The organism is Pseudomonas sp. S3(2024) (assembly GCF_036861315.1).
GTDB classification, from domain to species: Bacteria; Pseudomonadota; Gammaproteobacteria; order Pseudomonadales; family Pseudomonadaceae; genus Aquipseudomonas; species Aquipseudomonas putida_A.
On record NZ_JAZAQQ010000004.1, the window covers coordinates 202199 to 225846 of the forward strand.

Below are 23648 nucleotides of genomic sequence, written 5' to 3' on the forward strand. Positions count from 1 at the left end.
GGCCGGCCCAGACAACATAAAATCACAGGCATAAAAAGCCCCGCACTTCTTTCGAAGGCGGGGCTTTTTGGGGCGCATTGATCAGAACAGATCGATCGGCGCCTGCTCATCCGCCGGCAGCGGGCTGCCCGGTACGGCGCCGTTGCCCAGTTCATTCACCGAGGGCGGCGTGTCTTCGGACTTGAACAGCTCGAAGTACGCGCCCGGCGTGCTCGGGGTGGCGGCACGACCGCTGACCGGATCCACCCGCAGGCTGAGAATGCCTTCCGGCTCAGGCTGTACGTGCGGCGGCTTGTCCTTGAGCGCGGCAGACATGTAGTTCATCCAGATCGGCAACGCCACGGTGCCACCAAACTCGCGGCGGCCGAGGCTTTCCGGCTGGTCGAAGCCGGTCCACACGGTGGTCACGTAATCGGCGTTGTAACCGGAGAACCACGCATCTTTCGATTCGTTGGTGGTACCGGTCTTGCCCGCGATGTCGCTGCGGCCCATGGCCAGTGCGCGGCGACCGGTGCCGAGCTTGATCACGTCCTGCAGCATGCTGTTGAGGATGTACGTGGTACGGCCATCGACGATCCGCTCAGCCACGGCCGGCGCTTGTGGCGCAGTGGCAGTGCCCGGTGCTTCACCCGGAACCGGAGCGGCGTTGACGGTGATCGACTGAGGTGTCGGTGCCGCGATGCCATCGGTCGCCGAGCCACCCTGTGGCACGGTCGGCGGGTTGGCGACGAACAGCGTGTCACCGTTGCGGCTTTCGATCTTGTCGATGATGTACGGGGTGATCTTGTAGCCGCCGTTGGCGAAGGTGCTCCAGCCGGTAGCGATTTCCATCGGAGTCAGGGTCGCGGTGCCCAGCGCCAGCGACAGGTTCGGTGGCAGATCCTGCTTGTTGAAGCCGAAGCGGGTGATGTAGTCGATGGTCTTGCCCACACCCATCGCCTGCAGCAGACGGATCGACACCAGGTTGCGCGACTTGTACAGCGCCTCACGCAGACGGATCGGGCCGAGGAAGGTGTTGGTGTCGTTCTTCGGCCGCCAGACCTTGTCCAGGTACTCGTCGACGAACACGATCGGCGCATCGTTGACCAGCGTCGCGGCGGTATAACCGCTGTCCAGTGCAGCACTGTAGACGAACGGCTTGAAGCTCGAACCCGGCTGACGCTTGGCCTGCAGGGCGCGGTTGTAGTTGCTCTGCTCGAACGCAAAGCCGCCGACCAGCGAGCGAATCGCGCCGTTCTGCGGATCCAGCGACACCAGCGCGCCTTGCGCCTGCGGAATCTGGCTGAACTTCAGCGAATTGTTCGGCTGACGCTGCACGCGAATCAGGTCGCCGACCTGCGCCACATCCGACGGCTGACGCGGTGCGGCGCCCATGCTGTTGGTGTTGAGGAACGGCCGCGCCCATTTCATGGTGTCCCAGGCGACGTGTTCTTCGCCGGTACGGGTCAGCACCTGCAAGCCATTCTTGTCGACCTGGGTGACGATGGCCGGCTCCAGGCTGCTGATGGTGCGCTGCTTGGTCAGCTCGGTCGCCCAGGCTTCGTGGGTCTTGCCCGGCAGACGCGATTCAGGGCCACGGTAGCCATGGCGCTGGTCGTAGGTCATCAGGCCTTCGTGCAGCGCGGTGTTGGCCATTTCCTGCAGGTTGCTCGGCACCGTGGTGGTGACGCGGAAACCTTCGGTGTAAGCGTCGCTGCCATAGCGACCGACCATTTCGGCACGGGCCATTTCGGCGATGTACGGTGCGTTCACTTCCGGGGTCGGCACGTGATAGCTGGCGTTCAGCGGCTCGTTGATCGCGGCGGTGTAGTCAGCCTCGGAAATCTTCCCGAGCTTGTACATGCGTCCGAGAATCCAGTCGCGACGCTCCTTGCTGCGCGCCGGGTTGGCCAGCGGGTTGAAGCGCGACGGGGCTTTCGGCAGGCCGGCGATCATCGCCATCTGCGCCAGGCTGACGTCGCGGATCGACTTACCGTAATACACCTGCGCCGCCGCCTCGATGCCGTAGGCGCGGTTACCCAGATAAATCTTGTTCACGTACAGCTCGAGGATCTCGTCCTTGGTCAACTGCCGCTCGATCTGCAGGGCCAGAAGAATCTCGGTGGTTTTGCGCGAGAAGCTGCGTTCGCTGGTCAGGAAGAAGTTCTTCGCCACCTGCATGGTGATGGTGCTGCCGCCGGACTGAATGTGCCCGCTTTTCACCAGTTGGGTCGCGGCACGCATCAGGCTGCTCGGATCGACGCCATAGTGGTTGGCGAAATTGTCGTCTTCAGCACTTAGTAACGCATTAATGAAATTGGGTGGAATGTCGGCGAAACGGATCGGAGTACGGCGCATTTCGCCAAATTCTGCGATCAATTTGTTGTCGCTGCTGTAGACCCGGAGCGGAATCTGCAACTGAATGCTTCTCAGCGCCTCCACAGACGGCAAACCCGGACTAAGGTAAAGAAACGCGCCGCTGAGACCTAAAAGCAGTCCGCAGAAAACGGCGACGATGGACCAACCGAAAAATTTCAGCAGACGAATCAAGGCTTTTGAACATCCAGGGCAAAGAATGAATTGGGCGACAGGGTTCCGGTAACACACAGAACAACCTGGGCCGGCAGTAAAAAGCGGAAAAAAACGCTGGGCATTATAAGCACTTTTCTGCTGGGGGCGTCATTTGCGCTTCTGTCAAGACGGGGTGAAGGAACGCAATGCGTATTACAGAGTCCGTAACTCACGGAAAGTCATAGGGAATTGGTAGTGCTGGGACTCTTCAAGAAAAAGACCAATACGTTACTGGGGATCGACATCAGCTCCACTTCGGTGAAGCTGCTGGAGTTGAGCCGTCAGGGCGACCGCTACCGGGTCGAGGCCTACGCGGTAGAGCCGCTGCCGCCCAACGCCGTGGTCGAAAAGAACATCGCCGAGCTCGAAGGCGTGGGCCACGCCTTGTCCCGGGTACTGGTCAAGGCGCGCACCGGGCTCAAGAGCGTGGCGGTGGCGGTGGCCGGTTCTGCGGTGATCACCAAGATCATCGAGATGGACGCCGGGCTGACCGATGACGAGCTGGAAAACCAGCTGAAGATCGAAGCCGACCAATACATTCCCTATCCACTGGACGAAGTCGCCATCGATTTCGAAGTCCAGGGCGTGTCGCCGCGCAACCCGGAGCGGGTCAGCGTGCTGCTGGCCGCCTGTCGCAAGGAAAACGTCGAAGTCCGCGAAGCGGCGCTGGCGCTGGCCGGGCTGACCGCGCGCGTGGTCGATGTCGAGGCCTATGCGCTAGAGCGCTCGTTCGGTCTGCTCGCCACTCAACTGGCAGCCTCGCAGGAACGCCTGACCGTGGCGGTGGTGGACATCGGCGCGACCATGACCACCCTCAGCGTCCTGCACAACGGCCGCATCATCTATACCCGCGAGCAGCTGTTCGGTGGCCGGCAACTGACCGAGGAAATTCAGCGCCGCTACGGCCTGACTGTCGAGCAGGCCGGGCTGGCGAAAAAGCAGGGCGGTCTGCCTGACGACTATGTCAGCGAGGTATTGCAACCGTTCCGTGATGCTCTGGTGCAGCAGGTCTCGCGCTCGTTGCAGTTCTTCTTTGCCTCCGGGCAGTACAACGCCGTCGATCACATCCTGTTGGCCGGCGGCACCGCCTCGGTGCCGGGGCTGGATCGGCTGATCGAACAGCGTCTGGGCACCCCGACCCAGGTCGCCAACCCGTTTTCCGACATGGCCTTGAGCAGCAAGGTCAACGCCGGAGCCTTGGCCAGTGACGCGCCGGCCCTGATGATTGCCTGCGGGCTCGCGCTCAGGAGTTTCGACTGATGGCGCGGATCAACCTTCTCCCCTGGCGTGAGGAACGCCGCGAAGAGCGGCGCAAACGCTTTCTGCTGATCCTGATCGGGGTGTTCGTCGGTTCGGTGGGCGCGGTGTTCATTGCCGATCAGATCGTCGGCACCGCCATCGAGCGGCAGACAGCACGCAACGCCTACATCGGCAAACAAATCGCCGTGGTCGACGAGCGGATCAAGCAGATCAGCGAACTCAAGGCACGGCGCCAGCAACTGGTCGAGCGCATGCGCATCATCCAGGACTTGCAGGGCAACCGGCAGATCAGCGGGCGGATCTTCGACCAACTGGCGCGCACGCTGCCGGACGGGGTGTATTTCACCAGCGTGAAATTGCTCGGCAAGACGCTGTCGATCAGCGGCGCGGCGGAGTCGAACAACCGCGTTTCGGAGCTGATGCGCAATCTGGATGCTTCCGACTGGTTCGATGCGCCGAGTCTTAATGAAGTGAAAGCGACGACTGCCGGTCAGGTGGATCAGGCCAACGTCTTTCAGCTGACCGTGCGTCAGACCCAGCCAGCCGCGACGGAGGGCGACAAATGAAGCCGTCCGAATGGCTGCAAAGTCTGCGCAATATTGACTTCAACGATCTGGACACCAGCAATATCGGCTCCTGGCCGGCCGCGGTGAAAACCATCGCGGGAGCGTTGCTGGCGGTGCTGGTGTTGGCGCTTGGCTATAACTTTTTCATCAGCGACGTGGAAAACCAGCTGGAAGCCAAGCGTCAGGAAGAGGACACCTTGAAGGAGCAGTTCGCCAGCAAGGCGCACATGGCCGCCAACCTGGAGCTGTACACCCAGCAGATGAAGGAGATGGAGAACTCCTTCGGCGTGCTCCTGCGGCAGTTGCCCAGCGACACCGAAGTCCCGGGATTGCTCGAAGACATTACCCGTACCGGGCTGGGCAGCGGTCTTGAATTCGAAGAGATCAAGCTGCTGCCGGAGGTGACCCAGCCGTTCTACATCGAGCTGCCGATCCAGATCACTGTCACCGGGGCTTACCACGACCTCGCGACCTTCGTCAGTGGCGTCGCCGGGTTGCCACGGATCGTCACCTTGCACGATTTCGAACTGGCACCGGCCAATCCCGACGGCGGGACGAAGCTGCGCATGAGCATCCTCGCCAAGACCTACCGCTATAACGACAAGGGGTTGGACAAATGACCCCGATCCGTTATTTCGCCCTGTCAGTGCTGGTGCTCGGCCTCAGTGGTTGCGGCAGCAGTGACGAATTCAGCGACCTCGACGCCTACATGAACGAAGTGCGTCTGCGCCCGGCCGGCCGGATCGAGCCGACGCCGACCTTTCATTCCTATCCCACCTTTACCTACAGCGCGGCCAACCTGCGCAGCCCGTTCTCGCGCCAGGTGCGCGTCGATCTGGCCGGGCAGCAGCGTGGCTCGCGCAACGTCAAACCCGACCCCAACCGGGTCAAGCAATACCTCGAAGGTTTCAACATCGAGCAGTTTGAAATGGTCGGCACGATCTCCAATGCCAGCGGCTCCTTCGCCTTGCTGCGCGGGGCGGGTGCAGTGCATCGGTTGAAAGTCGGCGACTACCTGGGGCGCAACGACGGGCGCATTGTCGCCATCAGCGCCACTCAGGTCGATGTGGTCGAGATCGTGCCCGACGGCGAAGGCGCCTGGCTGGAACGTCCGCGCACCATTCCTTTGAAAGAGCACTCATAGTGGAAGTCGAACAATGAACAGGATTTTCTCCACCCTCGGTTTTTCGCTATGGATAGCGCTGCTTTCACCGATGGTTCAGGCGGCCAGCCTCAAGACGCTGGATGTCGCGGCGTTGCCGGGTGACCGCATCGAGTTGAAGCTGTCGTTCGACAGCCCGCCACCGCAACCCAAGGGCTACACCACCGAATCGCCGGCGCGAATCGCCCTGGATCTGCCGGGTGTCGCCAGCCAACTGACGAACAAGACCCGCGATCTGGGCAGCGGCAACGCGCGAACCGCCACAGTGGTGGAAGCCAACGACCGCACGCGCCTGATCATCAATCTGACGCAACTGACGCCGTATACCTCACGGGTCGAGGGCAACAATCTGTTCGTGGTGGTCGGGCAGGGCGCCAAGCCTGCTGCGCCACGGCCAGCCGTTGTTGCGCCACGACCGGTCGCGGCGCCGGCGAAGGCTTATACCCCCGTCGCCAAAACCATTCGTGGCGTCGACTTCCAGCGCGGCACCGCGGGGGAGGGCAACGTCGTCATTGACCTGTCGGATCCGACCATCGCCCCGGACATCCAGGAGCATGACGGCAAGATCATCCTGAGCTTTGCTCGCACGCAGTTGCCCGACAGGCTGCGGGTGCGCCTCGACGTCAAGGACTTCGCCACGCCGGTGCAGTTCGTCAACGCTGCCGCCACTGGCGATCGTGCGGTGATCACCGTCGAACCCAGCGGCACGTTCGACTATTCCACCTATCAGACCGACAACAAACTGACCGTCAGTATTCGCCCGATGACGGTCGATGACCTGCAAAAGCGCAACGCTGACCGCAACAGCTACAGCGGCGAAAAGCTTTCGCTGAATTTCCAGGACATCGACGTGCGCTCGGTGCTGCAACTGATCGCCGACTTTACCAACCTCAATCTGGTGGCCAGCGATACCGTGCAGGGCGGGATCACCTTGCGTCTGCAAAACGTGCCGTGGGATCAGGCGCTGGACCTGGTGCTGAAAACCAAGGGGCTGGATAAACGCAAGATCGGCAACGTGTTGCTGGTGGCGCCAGCCGACGAAATCGCCGCCCGCGAACGCCAGGAACTGGAGTCACAGAAACAGATCGCCGAACTGGCGCCGCTGCGCCGCGAGCTGCTGCAAGTGAATTACGCCAAGGCCGCGGACATCGCCAAGCTGTTCCAGTCGGTGACCAGTGCCGAGGCGAAAATCGACGAACGAGGCTCGATTACCGTCGATGAGCGCACCAACAACATCATTGCCTACCAGACCCAGGATCGCCTCGACGAACTGCGGCGGATCGTGGCGCAACTGGATATTCCGGTGCGCCAGGTGATGATCGAGGCGCGGATCGTCGAGGCCAACGTCGATTACGACAAGAGTCTGGGCGTGCGCTGGGGCGGTTCGATCCAGAACAAGGGCAACTGGAACACCTCGGGGGTCAGCAATGGCTCGTCGACCACCATTGGCACACCGGGCAGTACCAGTACCAACTCGCCGTTCGTCGACATGGGCACGGTGGGTAATACCTCGGGGATCGGCATCGCCTTCATTACCGACAATGTGCTGCTCGATCTTGAGCTGACCGCCATGGAGAAGACCGGCAACGGTGAGATCGTCTCGCAGCCCAAAGTGGTTACCTCCGACAAAGAGACGGCGAAGATCCTCAAGGGCACCGAGATTCCGTATCAGGAAGCCAGCTCCAGCGGTGCGACGTCGGTGTCTTTCAAGGAGGCTTCGCTGTCGCTGGAAGTGACGCCGCAGATCACCCCCGACAACCGCATCATCATGGAGGTCAAGGTCACCAAGGACGAACCGGACTACCTGAACAAAGTGCAGGATGTACCGCCGATCAAGAAGAACGAGGTCAACGCCAAGGTGCTGGTGAACGACGGCGAGACCATCGTGATTGGGGGCGTTTTCTCAAATACTCAAAGCAAGGTCGTAGATAAGGTGCCATTTCTTGGCGATGTGCCGTATCTTGGCCGCCTTTTCCGGCGTGATGTGGTTTCGGAGAAAAAATCCGAGCTGCTGGTATTTCTCACTCCGCGTATCATGAATAACCAGGCGATTGCTGTGAGTCGTTGATTCTGTGCGAAATTTGATTCTTGTAGGACCGATGGGCGCTGGAAAAAGCACCATCGGCCGGTTGCTGGCCAAAGAGCTGCGCCTGCCGTTCAAAGATTCCGACAAGGAAATTGAACTGCGCACGGGCGCCAATATCCCGTGGATCTTCGACAAGGAAGGCGAGCCCGGCTTTCGTGACCGTGAGCAGGCGATGATCGCCGAGCTGTGCGCGTTCGACGGCGTGGTGCTGGCGACCGGCGGCGGCGCGGTGATGCGTGATGCCAACCGCAAGGCCCTGCATGCGGGCGGACGGGTGGTGTATCTGCATGCCTCCGTCGAGCAGCAGGTCGGGCGTACGTCGCGCGATCGCAATCGTCCTTTGCTACGCACCGCCGATCCGGCGAAAACCCTGCGAGACCTGCTCGAGATCCGCGATCCGCTTTATCGGGAGATCGCCGATCTGGTGGTGGAAACCGACGAACGGCCACCGCGCATGGTGGTGCTCGACATTCTCGACCGTCTGGCACAGCTGCCACCCCGTTAAAGCGCCGCCGGAAATGCGCTATCCTCGGGGTCCTGTCACAACCGCCGAGGTTGTGGCGGATGGCGTGCGAGCGGCGTCAGATTCGCTACAGGCCGCAGACAACCAATAATTCAGGGCAGGACGCCTGCTTCCATCTTCACTGTGGGGACACATGCAGACACTCAAGGTCGATCTAGGCGAGCGCAGCTACCCGATTCATATTGGCGAAGGTTTGTTGGATCAGCCCGAGTTGCTGGCGCCGCATATCCATGGGCGGCAAGTGGCAATCATCTCCAACGAGACCGTTGCGCCGCTCTATCTCGAACGTCTGACCCGCAGCCTTGCGCAGTTCTCGGTGATCTCGGTGGTGCTGCCGGACGGCGAAGCCTTCAAGAACTGGGAAACCCTGCAACTGATCTTCGACGGCCTGCTGACTGCCCGTCACGACCGCCGCACCACGATCATCGCCCTCGGCGGCGGTGTCATCGGTGACATGGCCGGTTTTGCCGCCGCCTGCTACCAGCGCGGTGTCGATTTCATCCAGATTCCTACCACGCTGCTGTCCCAGGTCGATTCGTCGGTGGGCGGCAAGACCGGTATCAACCATCCGCTGGGCAAGAACATGGTCGGCGCGTTCTATCAGCCGAACGTGGTGCTGATCGATACTGCATCGCTGAAAACCCTGCCGGAGCGTGAACTGTCCGCCGGTCTGGCCGAAGTCATCAAGTACGGTCTGATCTGCGACGAGCCGTTCCTGGCCTGGCTCGAAGACAACGTCGACGCTCTGCGCGCGCTGGACCAGAAGGCCCTGACCTACGCCATCGAGCGTTCCTGCGCGGCCAAGGCAGCAGTGGTCGGTGCCGATGAGAAGGAAACCGGCGTGCGCGCCACGCTCAACCTCGGCCACACCTTCGGCCACGCCATCGAGACCCACATGGGCTATGGTGTCTGGTTGCATGGTGAGGCGGTGGCCGCTGGCACCGTGATGGCGCTGGAGATGTCCGCGCGTCTGGGCTGGATCAGCGAGCAGGAACGTGATCGCGGCATTCGTCTGTTCCAGCGTGCCGGTCTGCCGGTGATTCCGCCGGAAGAAATGACCGAAGCCGATTTTCTCGAACATATGGCAATTGATAAAAAAGTGATCGACGGTCGTCTGCGCCTGGTGCTGCTGCGCCGGATGGGCGAAGCGGTGGTGACCGCCGATTATCCGAAAGAGGTTCTACAGGCCACGCTGGGAGCGGATTACCGCGCTCTGGCTCAGCTTAAAGGTTAATAAGATTCCGATGACTAGTTTGCATGCCGACGAGGCGTTCCTCGGCCATTTCCAGTTAAGTCACGACCCTTTCGCGCCGCGGGTGCCGGGCTTCAAATTCTTCCCGGCCCAGCGCAAACCGGTGCTGGGGCAATTGCACCACCTGGCGCGTTACAGCCAGTTGCTGCTGGTGGTCACCGGCCCGCAGGGTAGTGGCAAGACCTTGCTGCGTCAGGCGCTGGTGGCCAGCACCAACAAGCAATCGGTGCAAAGCGTTGTCGTGTCGGCCCGTGGGGCTGGCGATGCCGCCGGCGTGCTGCGCCAGGTGGCTCAGGCACTGAACGTGGCTCAGGCCGAAGTTGGCGCGATTCTGGATCAGGTAGTGCAACTCGCGCTTACCGGCCAGGAGGTCTATCTGCTGGTGGATGACGCCGAGCAGCTCGACGAATCCGCCCTCGAAGCGCTGATGGCGCTGGGTGCCGGGGCACCGGAAGGTCGCCCGCATGTGTTCCTGTTCGGTGAGTCGTCGCTGATCGCGCAACTGGAGGCCTTGCACCTCGAGGAAGAGCGCTTCCACGTCATCGAACTGCAGCCGTATACCGAAGAAGAGACCCGCGAATATCTCGACCAACGGCTCGAAGGTGCGGGCCGGGGTGTCGAACTTTTCACCGCGGATCAGATCTCTGAGATTCACGAAAGCGCCGAGGGTTGGCCTGGTAACATCAACCAGGTCGCTCGCGATGCACTGATCGAAGTCATGATTGCCAGCCGCTCTGCGGTCAAGCGTCCAAGTATGGGGTTCAACATGCCGAAGAAACACGTATTGGCGATTTCCGCCGTCGTTGTGGTCGCGGTCGCCGCCGCCTGGCTGATGCCGGGTCGCAACAAGGCGCCAACCACCGGCGCACCTGCCAACGAACAGGCACAACTGCCATTGGGCCAAGGCGCCAATGGCGGCGCACCGAACGTCGAGTTCGCCGGCAATACCCAGCCGATGCCGCTGCCGCTGGTCGGCAACTCGCAGCCGGTGATGCGCGGCCCGTTGGCTGAAGCTGCGGGTGGCATCACTGAAGGTGACGACGGCGTGCCTGTCGAAGGCTCCAGCGCAACACCGCCGACCGTAACGACTTCCGCACCACCGGCAGGTGTTCCGGCTGGCCCGGCGCCAACCCCGGTTCCGGCACCCGCGGCCAAGCCGACCCCGGCACCGACTCAGCTCGCCACCGCCAAGCCTGCTCCGGCAGCGCCAGCGGCCAAACCGGCTTCCGCCCCGGCCAAGCCTGTTGCGGCTGCCAAACCGGCCGAGAAGCCGGTTACCGTGGCCAAGGCTGCCGGTGGCAGCTGGTACGCCGGTCAACCGACCAGCAACTACGTGGTGCAGATCCTCGGCACCAGCTCCGAAGCGACCGCGCAGAACTTCGTCAAGGAGCAGGGCGGCGAGTACCGTTATTTCAAGAAAGTCCTCAACGGCAAGCCTCTCTACGTGATCACCTACGGCAATTTCGCCAATCGTGATGCAGCCGTTTCTGCCATCAAGGCCTTGCCAGCGAAGGTTCAGGCTGGTAAACCTTGGCCTCGCACTGTCGCCAGCGTCCAACAGGAACTGGCAACAACTCGCTGAAGATTCGGCGGCCTTACCCAGGCCGCCTCTCCAAGCACCTCAAAATTTCTACGAGTGCGCGCCGTCTCTACAGACCGCGTGCCTTGTGGTGTCTGCGTCACAGTAGTCTTTGAGTCGTTGCAGTCAAAATTAAAAAAGTTTTGACTAGCACAGCAGATCGCTTTAAACCTTTCACAAATGCGACATGAATTTGCGACATTTCGTCGTCAAATTTGTGAGCCTCTGTGTCGCTGTGTACAATGACCACCCTTTTGCCCCCGCAAAGCCGGCGTACGTTCGGCGCGGCAAGCAAGTGGTTGAATTGAAAAGAAATTTGCCTCGTAAAGAGGCAGCCTGGTGAGAAAGTGTCTATGAAAGCAGGTCTGTACCAACCAGATGAATTCAAGGATAACTGCGGTTTCGGCCTGATAGCCCATATGCAGGGCGAGCCCAGTCATACCCTTTTGCAAACGGCCATCGAGGCCCTGACCTGCATGACCCACCGCGGTGGGATTAATGCCGACGGCAAGACCGGTGACGGTTGCGGTCTGCTGATTCAAAAGCCTGACGCGTTCCTGCGGGCGATGGCCCAGGAAAACTTCAGCGTCGAGCTGCCCAAGCAATATGCCGTGGGCATGGTCTTCTTCAACCAGGATCCGGCCAAGGCCGAAGCCGCTCGCGAGAACATGAACCGCGAGATCCTCGCTGAAGGCCTGCAACTGATCGGCTGGCGCAAAGTGCCGATCGACACCAGCGTCCTCGGCCGACTGGCCCTCGAGCGCCTGCCGCAGATCGAGCAGGTGTACATCGGCGGTGAAGGCCTGAGCGATCAGGACATGGCGGTCAAGCTGTTCAGCGCCCGTCGTCGCTCGTCGGTGGCCAACGCCGCCGACACCGACCACTACATCTGCAGCTTTTCGCACAAGACCATCATCTATAAAGGCCTGATGATGCCGGCCGACCTGGCCGCGTTCTATCCGGACCTGGGTGACCAGCGCCTGCAAACCGCGATCTGCGTGTTCCACCAGCGCTTCTCCACCAACACCTTGCCGAAATGGCCGCTGGCCCAGCCATTCCGTTTCCTCGCCCACAACGGTGAGATCAACACCATCACTGGTAACCGTAACTGGGCACAGGCCCGTCGGACCAAGTTCACCAACGATCTGATGGATCTGGAAGAACTCGGCCCGCTGGTCAACCGTGTCGGTTCCGACTCCTCGAGCATGGACAACATGCTCGAACTGATGGTCACCGGTGGCATCGACCTGTTCCGTGGCGTGCGGATGATCATTCCGCCAGCGTGGCAGAACGTTGAAACCATGGACCCGGATCTGCGTGCGTTCTACGAGTACAACTCGATGCACATGGAACCGTGGGACGGCCCGGCCGGCGTGGTAATGACCGATGGTCGTTACGCGGTGTGCCTGCTCGATCGTAACGGTCTGCGTCCGGCACGCTGGGTTACTACCACCAACGGTTTCATCACCGTTGCCTCGGAAATCGGCGTCTGGAACTACCAGCCAGAGGACGTGATCGCCAAGGGCCGTGTCGGTCCGGGGCAGATCCTCGCCGTGGACACCGAGACCGGGCAGATCCTCGATACCGACGCGATCGACAACCGTCTGAAGTCCCGTCATCCGTACAAGCAATGGCTGCGCAAGAACGCTCTGCGTATCCAGGCGACCATGGAAGATAACGACCACGGTTCGGCGTTCTACGACGTGGATCAGCTCAAGCAATACATGAAGATGTATCAGGTCACGTTCGAAGAGCGTGATCAGGTGCTGCGCCCGCTCGGTGAGCAAGGCTACGAAGCCGTTGGCTCGATGGGTGACGATACGCCGATGGCCGTGCTGTCGCAGCGTGTGCGCACGCCGTACGACTATTTCCGCCAGCAGTTCGCGCAGGTCACCAACCCGCCGATCGACCCGCTGCGTGAAGCGATCGTGATGTCGCTGGAGATCTGCCTCGGTGCCGAGCGCAACATCTTCCAGGAATCGCCGGAGCACGCCTCGCGCGTGATCCTCAGCTCGCCAGTGATCTCGCCGGCCAAGTGGCGCTCGCTGATGAACCTCGACCGCCCGGGTTTCGAGCGGCAGATCATCGACCTCAACTACGACGAAAGCGTCGGCCTCGAAGCGGCGATCCGCAACGTCGCCGATCAGGCTGAAGAGGCCGTGCGTGCCGGGCGTACCCAGATCGTTCTGAGCGACCGTCATATCGCGCCGGGCAAACTGCCGATCCACGCTTCGCTGGCCACCGGCGCGGTGCACCACCGCCTGACCGAAAAAGGCCTGCGCTGCGATTCCAACATCCTCGTTGAAACCGCCACCGCGCGCGATCCACATCACTTTGCGGTGCTGATCGGTTTCGGCGCCTCGGCGGTCTATCCGTTCCTGGCCTACGAAGTGCTGGGCGACCTGATCCGTACCGGTGAAGTGCTGGGCGACCTCTACGAGGTGTTCAAGAACTACCGTAAGGGCATCACCAAAGGTCTGCTGAAGATCCTGTCGAAGATGGGCATCTCGACCATCGCCTCGTACCGTGGTGCGCAACTGTTCGAAGCCATCGGCCTGTCCGAAGAAGTGTGCGAGCTGAGCTTCCGTGGCGTGCCGAGCCGCATCAAGGGTGCGCGTTTCGTCGACATCGAAGCCGAGCAGAAAGCCCTCGCTACCGAAGCCTGGAGTCCGCGCAAGCCGATCCAGCAGGGCGGTCTGCTGAAGTTCGTCCACGGCGGCGAATATCACGCTTACAACCCGGACGTGGTCAACACCCTGCAAGCCGCCGTGCAGCAGGGCGACTATGCCAAGTTCAAGGAATACACCTCGCTGGTGGATAACCGCCCGGTGTCGATGATCCGCGACCTGTTCAAGGTCAAGACCCTCGACAAGCCGCTGGACATCAGCGAAGTCGAACCGCTGGAATCAGTGCTCAAGCGCTTCGACTCCGCCGGTATCTCGCTGGGCGCACTGTCGCCGGAAGCGCACGAAGCCCTGGCCGAAGCCATGAACCGCCTCGGTGCGCGTTCCAACTCCGGCGAAGGCGGCGAAGACCCGGCGCGCTACGGCACCATCAAGAGCTCGAAAATCAAGCAGGTCGCGACCGGCCGTTTCGGTGTCACCCCGGAATACCTGGTCAACGCCGAAGTGCTGCAGATCAAGGTCGCGCAGGGCGCCAAGCCGGGCGAGGGCGGGCAACTGCCGGGCGGCAAGGTCAACGGGCTGATCGCCAAGCTGCGTTACGCAGTGCCGGGCGTTACCCTGATTTCGCCACCGCCGCACCACGACATCTACTCGATCGAAGACTTGTCGCAACTGATCTTCGACCTGAAACAGGTCAACCCGAAGGCGCTGGTTTCGGTGAAGCTGGTAGCGGAAGCGGGCGTCGGCACCATCGCCGCCGGTGTAGCCAAGGCCTATGCGGACTTGATCACCATCTCCGGCTACGACGGTGGCACCGGTGCTTCGCCGCTGACCTCGATCAAATACGCGGGCGCTCCGTGGGAACTCGGCCTCGCTGAAACCCACCAGACCCTGCGCGGCAACGACCTGCGCGGCAAAGTCCGGGTGCAGACCGACGGCGGCCTGAAAACCGGCCTCGACGTGATCAAGGCTGCGATCCTCGGCGCCGAAAGCTTCGGCTTCGGTACGGCACCGATGATCGCCCTGGGCTGCAAATACCTGCGCATCTGCCACCTGAACAACTGCGCCACTGGCGTCGCGACGCAGAACGAGAAGCTGCGCAAGGATCACTACATTGGCACCGTCGACATGGTGGTGAACTTCTTCACCTACGTCGCCGAAGAAACCCGTGAGTGGCTGGCCAAGCTCGGCGTGCGCTCCCTCGAAGAGCTGATCGGCCGCACCGATCTGCTGGAAATCCTCGAAGGCCAGACCGCCAAGCAACACCATCTGGATCTGACCCCGCTGCTGGGCAGCGATCACATCCCGGCGGACAAACCGCAATTCTGCGGCGTTGAGCGCAACCCGCCGTTTGACCAAGGCCTGGTGGCCGAGAAAATGGTCGACATGGCGACGTCGGCGATCAACGACCTCAGCGGCGCCGAGTTCGAACTGGACATCTGCAACTGCGACCGTTCGATCGGTGCGCGGATCTCCGGCGAAATCGCACGCAAGCACGGCAATCAGGGCATGGCCAACGCGCCGATCACCTTCCGCTTCAAAGGCACGGCCGGTCAGAGCTTCGGCGTGTGGAACGCCGGCGGTCTGCACATGTACCTGGAAGGCGACGCCAACGACTACGTCGGCAAAGGCATGACCGGCGGCAAACTGGTCATCGTGCCGCCGAAGGGCAGCGTCTATCAGACTCAGAACAGCGCCATCATCGGCAACACCTGCCTGTACGGCGCCACCGGCGGCAAGCTGTTCGCCGCCGGCACCGCAGGCGAGCGTTTTGCCGTGCGTAACTCCGGTGCCCACACGGTTGTGGAAGGCACTGGCGATCACTGCTGCGAGTACATGACCGGTGGTTTCGTCTGCGTTTTGGGCAAGACCGGTTACAACTTCGGCTCTGGCATGACCGGTGGTTTCGCCTACGTGCTCGACCAGGACAACACCTTCGTTGACCGGGTCAACCACGAACTGGTGGAAATCCAGCGGATCAGCGGCGAGGCGATGGAAGCCTACCGCAGCCACCTGCAGAACGTGCTGAACGAGTACGTCAAGGAAACCGAGAGCGAGTGGGGTCGTGAACTCGCCGAGAACCTTGATGACTACCTGCGTCGTTTCTGGCTGGTCAAGCCTAAGGCTGCCAACCTGAAATCGTTGCTTTCCAGCACTCGTGCCAACCCGCAGTGATATGCGCCTGAAGAGTTTGATGAGGTTTTAACAATGGCTGAACGTCTGAATAACGACTTCCAGTTCATCGATGTCGGGCGCAAGGATCCGAAGAAGAAACTGTTGCGTCAACGCAAGAAAGAGTTCGTCGAGATCTACGAACCGTTCAAACCCCAGCAGTCGGCCGACCAGGCCCACCGCTGCCTGGGTTGCGGCAACCCGTATTGCGAATGGAAGTGCCCGGTGCACAACTTCATTCCGAACTGGCTGAAGCTGGTGGCCGAGGGCAACATCCTCCAGGCCGCCGAGCTGTCGCACCAGACCAACACCCTGCCGGAAGTCTGCGGCCGGGTGTGTCCGCAGGATCGTCTGTGCGAGGGTGCCTGCACCCTCAACGACGGCTTCGGCGCGGTGACCATCGGTTCGGTCGAGAAGTACATCACCGACACCGCGTTCGCCATGGGCTGGCGCCCGGACATGTCCAAGGTCAAACCGACCGGCAAGCGTGTCGCGATCATCGGCGCAGGCCCGGCGGGCCTCGGTTGTGCCGACGTGCTGGTGCGTGGTGGCGTGACCCCGGTGGTGTTCGACAAGAACCCGGAAATCGGCGGTCTGCTGACCTTCGGCATCCCCGAGTTCAAGCTTGAGAAGACCGTGTTGAGCAATCGCCGCGAAGTCTTCACCGGCATGGGCATCGAGTTCCGCCTCAACACCGAGGTCGGCAAGGATGTGACCATGGAGCAACTGCTCGCCGAATACGATGCCGTGTTCATGGGCATGGGCACCTACACCTACATGAAGGGTGGTTTCGCCGGTGAGGACCTGCCGGGCGTTTATGACGCGCTGGACTTCCTGATCGCCAACGTCAACCGCAACCTGGGCTTTGAAAAGTCGCCGGAAGATTTCGTCGACATGAAAGGCAAGAAGGTCGTGGTACTCGGCGGTGGCGACACGGCGATGGACTGCAACCGCACCTCGATCCGTCAGGGCGCCAAGTCGGTGACCTGCGCCTATCGTCGTGATGAAGCGAACATGCCCGGCTCGCGCAAAGAGGTGAAGAACGCCAAGGAAGAAGGCGTGAAATTCCTCTACAACCGCCAGCCGATCGCCATCGTTGGTGAAGACAAGGTCGAAGGCGTGAAGGTGGTCGAGACCCGTCTCGGCGAACCGGATGCCCGTGGCCGTCGCAGCCCCGAGCCGATCCCGGGTTCCGAAGAGATCATCCCGGCCGACGCCGTGGTCATCGCGTTCGGTTTCCGCCCGAGCCCGGCGCCGTGGTTCGAACAGTTCGAAATCCAGACCGACAGCCAGGGCCGCGTCGTCGCGCCTGAGCAAGGTCAGTACAAGCACCAGACCAGCAACCCGAAAATCTTCGCCGGTGGCGACATGGTGCGCGGTTCCGACCTGGTGGTAACGGCAATCTTCGAAGGCCGCAATGCGGCTGAAGGGATCCTCGATTACCTGGGTGTCTAAGCAAACAACGCAATACCTTGTAGGAGTGAGCCTGCTCGCGATGACGGTAGATCAGTCCCTGATGCATTGACTGAAACACCGCTATCGCGAGCAGGCTCACTCCTACAGTTGTTTTGGGGGTGTTGCAAAATCAGTATTCCAACGCAATAAATTGACCCGATAGACAAAAGGCTGACCTGCATCCGTGCCTTTTGCGTCGCGCTCTGAGAAAATGCCCGCACTTTTTTTCCGGATGCCGACATGACTGCCCTGAAGAACGACCGTTTCCTCCGCGCCCTGCTCAAGCAACCTGTAGACGTCACCCCGGTGTGGATGATGCGCCAGGCCGGCCGCTACCTGCCTGAATACCGCGCCAGCCGTGCCCAGGCCGGTGATTTCATGAGCCTGTGCATGAATCCGGAATTCGCTTGCGAAGTCACGTTGCAACCGCTCGACCGCTACCCGCAACTGGACGCGGCGATCCTGTTTTCCGACATCCTCACCATTCCCGATGCCATGGGCCAGGGCCTGTACTTCGAGACCGGTGAAGGCCCGCGCTTCAAGAAAGTCGTCAGCACCCTGGCCGACATCGAAGCGTTGCCGATCCCGGATCCACACAAGGACCTCGGCTACGTGATGGACGCGGTCAGCACCATTCGCCGCGAGCTGAACGGCCGTGTGCCGCTGATCGGCTTCTCCGGCAGCCCGTGGACCCTCGCCACTTACATGGTTGAAGGCGGCTCGTCGAAAGACTTCCGCAAGACCAAGGCGATGCTCTACGACAACCCGCAAGCCATGCACCTGCTGCTGGACAAACTGGCGCAGTCGGTGACCTCGTACCTCAACGGCCAGATCCAGGCCGGCGCGCAAGCGGTGCAGATCTTCGATACCTGGGGCGGCAACCTGTCGGCGGCGGCGTATCAGGAGTTCTCCCTGGCGTACATGAAGAAAATCGTCTGCGGCCTGATCCGCGAGCACGACGGTCGCAAGGTGCCGGTGATCCTGTTCACCAAGAACGGCGGCCTGTGGCTGGAAAGCATCGCCGACGCTGGCGCCGACGCACTGGGCCTGGACTGGACCTGCGACATCGGCAACGCCCGCGCCCGCGTCGGCGACAAGGTCGCGCTGCAAGGCAACATGGACCCGACCGTGCTCTACGCCAAACCTGAAGCGATCCGCACTGAAGTCGGTCGTATTCTGGCCAGCTATGGCAAAGGCAGTGGCCACGTGTTCAACCTGGGTCATGGCATCACTCCGGAAGTCGACCCAGAGCACGCCGGTGCGTTCCTGCGCGCGGTGCATGAACTGTCGGCGCAGTATCACGAGTAAGATTTTGACACGACCGCCCGAATGCAATGTTCGGGCGGTAATTGATTTTGTATGTTTAATTTGAAAGTGCAATAAACCTTTTTCGTAAAGATTGTTTACTTTGTGCAGTTTCTGTTAATGGTTTTCTCGTTGACGTTGATAATTAAGAGCCTTGTAATGGCGCCACTTGTTTATCAGGATGGTTGCAATGAAAAGGGTTGGATATTCGCGTCTCCAGATTGCTTTGCACTGGATATCTGCGGCAGTAATTTTATGGGCTCTGTTGTCTGGCTTCTATGTGTCAGTCATTAAAGTTGCAGCGGAAACAAAATCGATAGTCGGATTTATAAATGTTTCGGTGACGGCTTTATTTATTCCGATATTTATACTGAGATTGTATGTTTCTGTCAGAGGCTCTCACACCACTTGCGAGGTGGACAGGACCTTTGTGGAGCGTCTGGCGAGTTGGATGCATAAGTCTATTTATCTGATGACGGCGGTTGTCTTGCTCACAGGAATATTAATGATGGATCGACCGATCAATATATTTGATCTGGTTCTTATTCCGGCGCCGCTGAACGATCTACAGTGGATTGATCGGTTCTTCGTCATCCATGTTTGGGCGTGCGTGATGTTACTGGTTCAAGTAGCGCTACACATCGCAGCCGTTATCAAACACGAAATGTGTGGGCGCCGAATCCTGAAAAAAATGGTGTTCTGACTCAAGCGGGAGCGCTGCCACCGAGGGGCGGCAACTTCGCCAGTTTCAACGCCACCAACAGCGCGATCATCAACAGGGCGCCAATAAACAGGCCGATGCCATTCCACCCGCCGAGATGCCAGAACACCCCGCCAGCCGTGCCGGCAATACTCGACCCGGCGTAATAGCTGAACAAATACAACGACGACGCCTGGCCCTTGGCCTTGGTCGCGCGCCGGCCGATCCAGCTGCTCGCCACCGAGTGCGCGCCGAAGAAGCCGAAGGTGAAGATCAGCATGCCGACGATCACCAGCAACAGCGGTGTGAACATGGTCAGTGCAAGGCCGGCGAACATCAGTGCGATGGTTGCCCACAGCACTTTGCGCCGCCCCAGTTTGTCCGCCAGTGAACCGATCTTCGCCGAGCTGTAGATGCCCGACAGGTACACCACCGACAGCAAACCGACGAACACCTGATCGAGGTTGTACGGCGCGGCCAGCAGGCGATAGCCGATGTAGTTGAACAGGGTGACGAAGGCGCCCATCAGCACGAATGCTTCAAGAAATAGCAGCGGCAGGCCGGCGTCGCGAAAGTGCATGGTGAAGCCATCAAGCAGGCTGCGTGGATGCAGTGAGCGTGAGCGGAAGTTGCGCGATTCGGGAAGGATCTTCCAGAACACCGCCGCTGCGACAAGCGCCAGACCGCCAATCACCAGCATCGCCGTGTGCCAACTGACGAAGTCGATCAGCACCCCGGTGATCAACCGGCCGCTCATCCCGCCAATCGCGTTGCCGCCGATGTACAGGCCCATCGCCAGACCGATGTGCTGCGGATGGATTTCCTCGCTCAGATACGTCATCGCCACCGCCGCTAGACCACTCAACGACAGCCCGATCAGCGCGCGCATGATCAGCACACCGTGCCAGCTCGGCATCATCGAGCTGGCGATGGTGCACAGCGCGGCGGCGAACAGCGCTGCGACCATCACCGGCTTGCGTCCGACCCGGTCGGAAATCGGCCCGGTGATCAACAGCCCGACGGCCAGCATGCCAGTCGCCACCGACAGAATCAGGCTGCTCTGCGCCGCGTTGATTCCATACTCGTGGGACAGCAGCGGCATCATCGGCTGCACGCAATACAGCAAAGCGAAGGTCGCGAAGCCGCCGCTGAACAGCGCCAGCACCGTGCGCATGAACATCGGCGTGCCTTTTTCGATGTAGATCTCCTGCAGCTCGGCGATGACATCGTCCGCCGCGGCAGGCGGAACTTCATGGGCAAGAGGGGCGGCGGCGGTTTTCACATCAGACCTCGGAGGGCACGGCCAGGCAGGCAATGAAAAAATCATATAGCTGGCTAATGTTTCTATCCAATATATTGTTCGACCTGTTTGATAGCTTTAACGACCTAATGGGGTTTCCATGGAATTGCGTCATCTGCGCTACTTCATCGCCGTCGCCGAAGAACTGCATTTCGGCCGCGCCGCACAGGTGCTGGGGATCTCTCAGCCACCGCTGAGCCAGCAGATCCAGGCGCTGGAGCAAGAGGTCGGCGCGCGGTTGTTCGAGCGCACCAATCGTCGGGTCGAGCTGAGCGAGGCCGGGCGATTGTTTCTGCAGGAGGCGCGGCTGGTGCTGGCGCAGGTCGACAAAGCGGCGGACGTCGCCCGGCGTGCACAACTCGGCGAACTCGGCGAATTGAAGATTGGCTTCACCTCGTCGGCGCCGTTCAACTCGACCATTCCCCAGGCGATTTTTGCTTTTCGTCAGCGTTTCCCGGCAGTCCACCTGAACCTGCGGGAGATGAGCAGCACCATGGTCGCGGACGCGCTGGTGGATGAGTCGATCGAAGTCGGGATCATGCGCCCGCTGGGCCTGCCGGATTCGCTGAGTGTGGTGGAGCTGATGCGTGAGCCGCTGGTGGCGGTGCTCGGCTCCAAACATCCGTTGGCGCAGGGCAGCGAGGAAGGCTTGTTCCTCTCGGCGCTGGCGCTGGAGCCGTTCGTGTTCTTTCCACGCAGCTATGGCAGCGGGTTGTATGCGCAACTGCTCAGTCTGGCGCGCGATGCCGGATTCAGTCCGCACTTCGCCCAGGAGGCCGGTGAGGCGATGACCATCATCGGACTGGTCGCAGCGGGGCTGGGGGTTTCGGTGTTGCCGGCGTCGTATCAGCGGATGCGCATTGACGGTGTGGTCTATCGACCACTGCTCGATCCGGAGGCAGTGTCGGCGGTGTGGCTGGCGCAGCGCAAGGATCAGAAATCGCCAATGGCCAAGGCGTTCGTCGAACTGCTGACGCGCAAGGTTGAGCCTTCAAAAGCTTGATTGCTGCGCAATCAAATCGGGAGCAGGCTCGCTCCCACAGGGGAACGCATTCCAAAGTGGGAGCGAGCCTGCTCGCGAAGGCGTCAACTCAAACACCAACGCCCCTCAGGGCAACCGCACCAGATCCCCCTTCAACGCCACCCGCGTCACAAACACGCCGGCCCGGCACTCATAAGTATTCAAATCCTTGCGCACATGCTGGTCGTAATAACTGACGATATTGACCACCGCATTCGCCCCGACCCGCTTGGCGTCGGCCTGCAACTTGATCAGGTTCGACTGCAGCACCCACTCGCAGGAATCGTGATCACTCTTGTTGAAGCCGTTGGTGCGCAAATCACTGACCACATCCCGGCGTAACAACTGCTGCGTGCCCTGCGGCCCGTTGCCGATCAGATAGAACTTCACACTGCCATCCAGCCGCCCGGCGCGAATCGCATCCGAGAGCACGGTTTCGAACGGCATGTACATCAGGTTGGTGGCGTGGCTGGCGCTAGGCAATAACCCGAGGAGCGTGGCGGCGATCAGGGCTTTCACTTGCATGGTCATGTCCTTGACTTTGCGAGTCAGCATTCAACGATTTATGGAGTGTAGACACCGTACGTCGGTGCAGAAAAAACCATCTGGAACATGTGTAGCTCAAGGGCTACACTTCCGAGCATGCCCGAGATCATTCGAAGTTCAACATTCTCCAGCTGGCTTTTGAAGCTGGCTGACAGCCGCGCCAGGATGCGTATTCAGGTGCGCATTGATCGTATGGCCGATGGGAATTTTGGTGATGTCAAAGCCGTCGGTGAGGGGCTCAGCGAAGTCAGAATTGACTATGGCCCCGGATATCGAGTCTATTTCATGCAACAAGGTCGGCAAGTGGTCATCCTCCTTTGTGGTGGAGACAAGAGCAGCCAACCCCGAGATATCAAGCAAGCCAGGCTCATCGCGGAGTCTTGGCAGGAGCAAAACCCATGACCGAACAATTCACTCGTTGGGACTCAGCCGAGTACCTCAAGACAGAAGAGGACATGGCCAATTATCTGGATGCCTGCATGGAGGAGGCTGGAGATGATCCTGCCTTTATCGCCAAGGCACTGGGCACCATTGCGAGAGCGCGAGGAATGACCCAAGTCGCACGTGACGCCGGGCTGTCTCGAGAAAGTCTCTACCGTGCACTGTCAGGTGAAGGAAATCCTGAGTTTGGAACGATTCTGAAAGTGGTGAAGGCGTTGGGCTTGAAGTTACATGCCAGCACTTGAGCTGAACTGAATAGCAAAGGGCGCCGTAAGGCGCCCTTTGTCGTTTCTACTGTCAATCAATCGACGTGAGCCAAATCCCCACGCAACGCCACGCTCGACACCACAAGGCCGGCGCGGCACTGGAATTTCTCGGTGTCTTTGTACAGGTCGCGCTGGTCGACGCTGGCGATGTTGATCACGGCGTTGGCGTCGGCTTTTTTCGCGGCGTTCTGCAGGGTGGCGAGAGCCGACTGCAGGGCCCAGAAGCAGGCGTCGGCGTCGGATTTGTTCGAGCCGTTGGTTTTGCGGCTGCTGCTGACGGTGTCGAGTTTGCGCACCTGTTTAGGCAGGGTTTCGCCGGCCAGGTAGAACTTCACGCTGCCGTCGAGCAGGCCGGCGTCGGTGGCGCGTTTGACGCCCTCGCGAAAGCTCAGGTAAGTCGGCTCGTTGGCGCCTTGCTTGACGATGCCCAAGTCGTTGACGAACTCGATGTCCGGGTTGATCGACAGTTCCTTGAGCACGTTGTCGCGCAGGCGGTTGACCCAGCGGTTGTAGTTGCCGTGGATCTTGCCGTCCTTGGCGTCGAGGCCGTAGCTGCTGCGGTAGTCGATTTCAAACGAGGTCGGGCTGAACGGGATGTCGACTTCGGCGTGGTGACGGCCGCGTACGGTAATCGCCGCTTTGATCATGCCCGGACGCACTGACTGCACCACCCACTGGCGGTCGTTGAGTGCGGTGACGATGGCGCGGCTCATCTGTTGCTGGGTGAAGCCGAGGTTGGGCGAGAACTCTTCCTTGGCGTTGTAAACCGGTTTGCTGGTGCAACCGCCGAGCACAAAGGCCAGGGCCAGCAGGGCGGCGATGCGGTGAAACTGAGTCATT

The 23648-nt window shown here is 60.6% G+C and carries 19 protein-coding genes; 15 read left to right on the forward strand and 4 right to left on the reverse strand.

The features are described 5' to 3' along the window. Positions 1-81 precede the first annotated feature (81 nt). Entirely contained in the window at positions 82-2526 is a 2445-nt protein-coding gene (locus VLA07_RS12715; RefSeq protein ID WP_442969543.1) for a penicillin-binding protein 1A, read from the reverse strand. A gap of 219 nt (positions 2527-2745) precedes the next feature. Here VLA07_RS12715 and VLA07_RS12720 point away from each other — a divergent pair, with 219 nt between their 5' ends. The 12 genes from VLA07_RS12720 (at position 2746) to VLA07_RS12775 (ending at position 19237) form a co-directional block, all read left to right on the forward strand. Beyond that, entirely contained in the window at positions 2746-3810 is a 1065-nt protein-coding gene (locus tag VLA07_RS12720; RefSeq protein ID WP_096794691.1) for a pilus assembly protein PilM, read from the forward strand. After that, on the forward strand, positions 3810-4376 hold the full coding sequence (locus VLA07_RS12725) for a PilN domain-containing protein (RefSeq protein ID WP_330206775.1): 567 nt from the start codon (positions 3810-3812) through the stop codon (positions 4374-4376). Before VLA07_RS12720 ends, VLA07_RS12725 begins: the two co-directional genes overlap by 1 nt. Beyond that, on the forward strand, positions 4373-4996 hold the full coding sequence (gene pilO, locus VLA07_RS12730; protein ID WP_330206776.1) for a type 4a pilus biogenesis protein PilO: 624 nt from the start codon (positions 4373-4375) through the stop codon (positions 4994-4996). Before VLA07_RS12725 ends, pilO begins: the two co-directional genes overlap by 4 nt. Then, a complete protein-coding gene (locus VLA07_RS12735) occupies positions 4993-5520 on the forward strand; it encodes a pilus assembly protein PilP (RefSeq protein ID WP_330206777.1) in 528 nt (175 codons plus the stop codon). The genes pilO and VLA07_RS12735 overlap by 4 nt, the downstream gene beginning before the upstream one ends. Before the next feature lie 13 nt (positions 5521-5533). Next, the gene (gene pilQ / locus VLA07_RS12740) at positions 5534-7606 is read left to right on the forward strand and encodes a type IV pilus secretin PilQ (protein ID WP_330206778.1); all 2073 of its coding nucleotides are present in this window, start codon (positions 5534-5536) and stop codon (positions 7604-7606) included. A 4-nt stretch (positions 7607-7610) separates the two neighbouring features. After that, positions 7611-8129: a shikimate kinase AroK gene (gene aroK, locus VLA07_RS12745; RefSeq protein ID WP_027611316.1), complete on the forward strand. Its 519-nt coding sequence runs from the start codon at positions 7611-7613 to the stop codon at positions 8127-8129. Positions 8130-8280: 151 nt separating this feature from the next. Beyond that, positions 8281-9381, forward strand: a complete 1101-nt coding sequence (gene aroB / locus VLA07_RS12750) for a 3-dehydroquinate synthase (RefSeq protein WP_210556778.1) — start codon at positions 8281-8283, stop codon at positions 9379-9381. A gap of 10 nt (positions 9382-9391) precedes the next feature. Beyond that, the gene (locus VLA07_RS12755) at positions 9392-10981 is read left to right on the forward strand and encodes an AAA family ATPase (protein ID WP_333989373.1); all 1590 of its coding nucleotides are present in this window, start codon (positions 9392-9394) and stop codon (positions 10979-10981) included. Between the two features lie 350 nt (positions 10982-11331). Then, a complete protein-coding gene (gene gltB / locus VLA07_RS12760; protein WP_333989374.1) occupies positions 11332-15777 on the forward strand; it encodes a glutamate synthase large subunit in 4446 nt (1481 codons plus the stop codon). Positions 15778-15810: 33 nt separating this feature from the next. Beyond that, positions 15811-17229 (forward strand): FAD-dependent oxidoreductase, encoded by a 1419-nt coding sequence (locus VLA07_RS12765; protein ID WP_007909438.1) that lies wholly within the window; start codon positions 15811-15813, stop codon positions 17227-17229. Between the two features lie 240 nt (positions 17230-17469). After that, positions 17470-18537 carry a uroporphyrinogen decarboxylase gene (gene hemE / locus VLA07_RS12770; protein ID WP_333989375.1) on the forward strand — a complete coding sequence of 356 codons (1068 nt, stop codon included), beginning with the start codon at positions 17470-17472 and terminating at the stop codon, positions 18535-18537. Between the two features lie 187 nt (positions 18538-18724). After that, positions 18725-19237 (forward strand): cytochrome b, encoded by a 513-nt coding sequence (locus VLA07_RS12775; RefSeq protein ID WP_027611321.1) that lies wholly within the window; start codon positions 18725-18727, stop codon positions 19235-19237. Position 19238: 1 nt separating this feature from the next. Here VLA07_RS12775 and VLA07_RS12780 read toward each other — a convergent pair whose 3' ends face one another. Continuing rightward, positions 19239-20456, reverse strand: a complete 1218-nt coding sequence (locus VLA07_RS12780; RefSeq protein ID WP_412103650.1) for an MFS transporter — start codon at positions 20454-20456, stop codon at positions 19239-19241. A 178-nt stretch (positions 20457-20634) separates the two neighbouring features. Between VLA07_RS12780 and VLA07_RS12785 the strand changes: the two genes are divergently transcribed. After that, positions 20635-21537: a LysR family transcriptional regulator gene (locus tag VLA07_RS12785; protein ID WP_333989376.1), complete on the forward strand. Its 903-nt coding sequence runs from the start codon at positions 20635-20637 to the stop codon at positions 21535-21537. Between the two features lie 105 nt (positions 21538-21642). On the opposite strand, the gene VLA07_RS12790 is transcribed toward VLA07_RS12785, so the two are convergent. Beyond that, positions 21643-22080, reverse strand: coding sequence for a hypothetical protein (locus VLA07_RS12790; protein WP_003220915.1), 438 nt, complete (start codon positions 22078-22080; stop codon positions 21643-21645). A 117-nt stretch (positions 22081-22197) separates the two neighbouring features. Between VLA07_RS12790 and VLA07_RS12795 the strand changes: the two genes are divergently transcribed. Next, a complete protein-coding gene (locus VLA07_RS12795) occupies positions 22198-22503 on the forward strand; it encodes a type II toxin-antitoxin system RelE/ParE family toxin (RefSeq protein ID WP_041074898.1) in 306 nt (101 codons plus the stop codon). Further along, entirely contained in the window at positions 22500-22787 is a 288-nt protein-coding gene (locus VLA07_RS12800; protein WP_007943750.1) for an addiction module antidote protein, read from the forward strand. Before VLA07_RS12795 ends, VLA07_RS12800 begins: the two co-directional genes overlap by 4 nt. Before the next feature lie 56 nt (positions 22788-22843). Here the strand turns inward: VLA07_RS12800 and VLA07_RS12805 are convergent, their stop codons facing one another. Then, positions 22844-23647: a hypothetical protein gene (locus VLA07_RS12805; RefSeq protein ID WP_333989377.1), complete on the reverse strand. Its 804-nt coding sequence runs from the start codon at positions 23645-23647 to the stop codon at positions 22844-22846. Position 23648: the final 1 nt, after the last annotated feature.

Coding starts and splice junctions, on each gene's coding strand:
- VLA07_RS12725 (WP_330206775.1), top strand. CDS start 3,810: ATGGCGCGGATCAACCTTCTCCCCTGGCGTGAGGAACGCCGCGAAGAG.
- pilO (WP_330206776.1), top strand. CDS start 4,373: ATGAAGCCGTCCGAATGGCTGCAAAGTCTGCGCAATATTGACTTCAAC.
- VLA07_RS12735 (WP_330206777.1), top strand. CDS start 4,993: ATGACCCCGATCCGTTATTTCGCCCTGTCAGTGCTGGTGCTCGGCCTC.
- pilQ (WP_330206778.1), top strand. CDS start 5,534: ATGAACAGGATTTTCTCCACCCTCGGTTTTTCGCTATGGATAGCGCTG.
- aroB (WP_210556778.1), top strand. CDS start 8,281: ATGCAGACACTCAAGGTCGATCTAGGCGAGCGCAGCTACCCGATTCAT.
- VLA07_RS12755 (WP_333989373.1), top strand. CDS start 9,392: ATGACTAGTTTGCATGCCGACGAGGCGTTCCTCGGCCATTTCCAGTTA.
- gltB (WP_333989374.1), top strand. CDS start 11,332: ATGAAAGCAGGTCTGTACCAACCAGATGAATTCAAGGATAACTGCGGT.
- VLA07_RS12765 (WP_007909438.1), top strand. CDS start 15,811: ATGGCTGAACGTCTGAATAACGACTTCCAGTTCATCGATGTCGGGCGC.
- hemE (WP_333989375.1), top strand. CDS start 17,470: ATGACTGCCCTGAAGAACGACCGTTTCCTCCGCGCCCTGCTCAAGCAA.
- VLA07_RS12775 (WP_027611321.1), top strand. CDS start 18,725: ATGAAAAGGGTTGGATATTCGCGTCTCCAGATTGCTTTGCACTGGATA.
- VLA07_RS12785 (WP_333989376.1), top strand. CDS start 20,635: ATGGAATTGCGTCATCTGCGCTACTTCATCGCCGTCGCCGAAGAACTG.
- VLA07_RS12790 (WP_003220915.1), bottom strand. CDS start 22,080: ATGCAAGTGAAAGCCCTGATCGCCGCCACGCTCCTCGGGTTATTGCCT.
- VLA07_RS12795 (WP_041074898.1), top strand. CDS start 22,198: ATGCCCGAGATCATTCGAAGTTCAACATTCTCCAGCTGGCTTTTGAAG.
- VLA07_RS12800 (WP_007943750.1), top strand. CDS start 22,500: ATGACCGAACAATTCACTCGTTGGGACTCAGCCGAGTACCTCAAGACA.
- VLA07_RS12805 (WP_333989377.1), bottom strand. CDS start 23,647: ATGACTCAGTTTCACCGCATCGCCGCCCTGCTGGCCCTGGCCTTTGTG.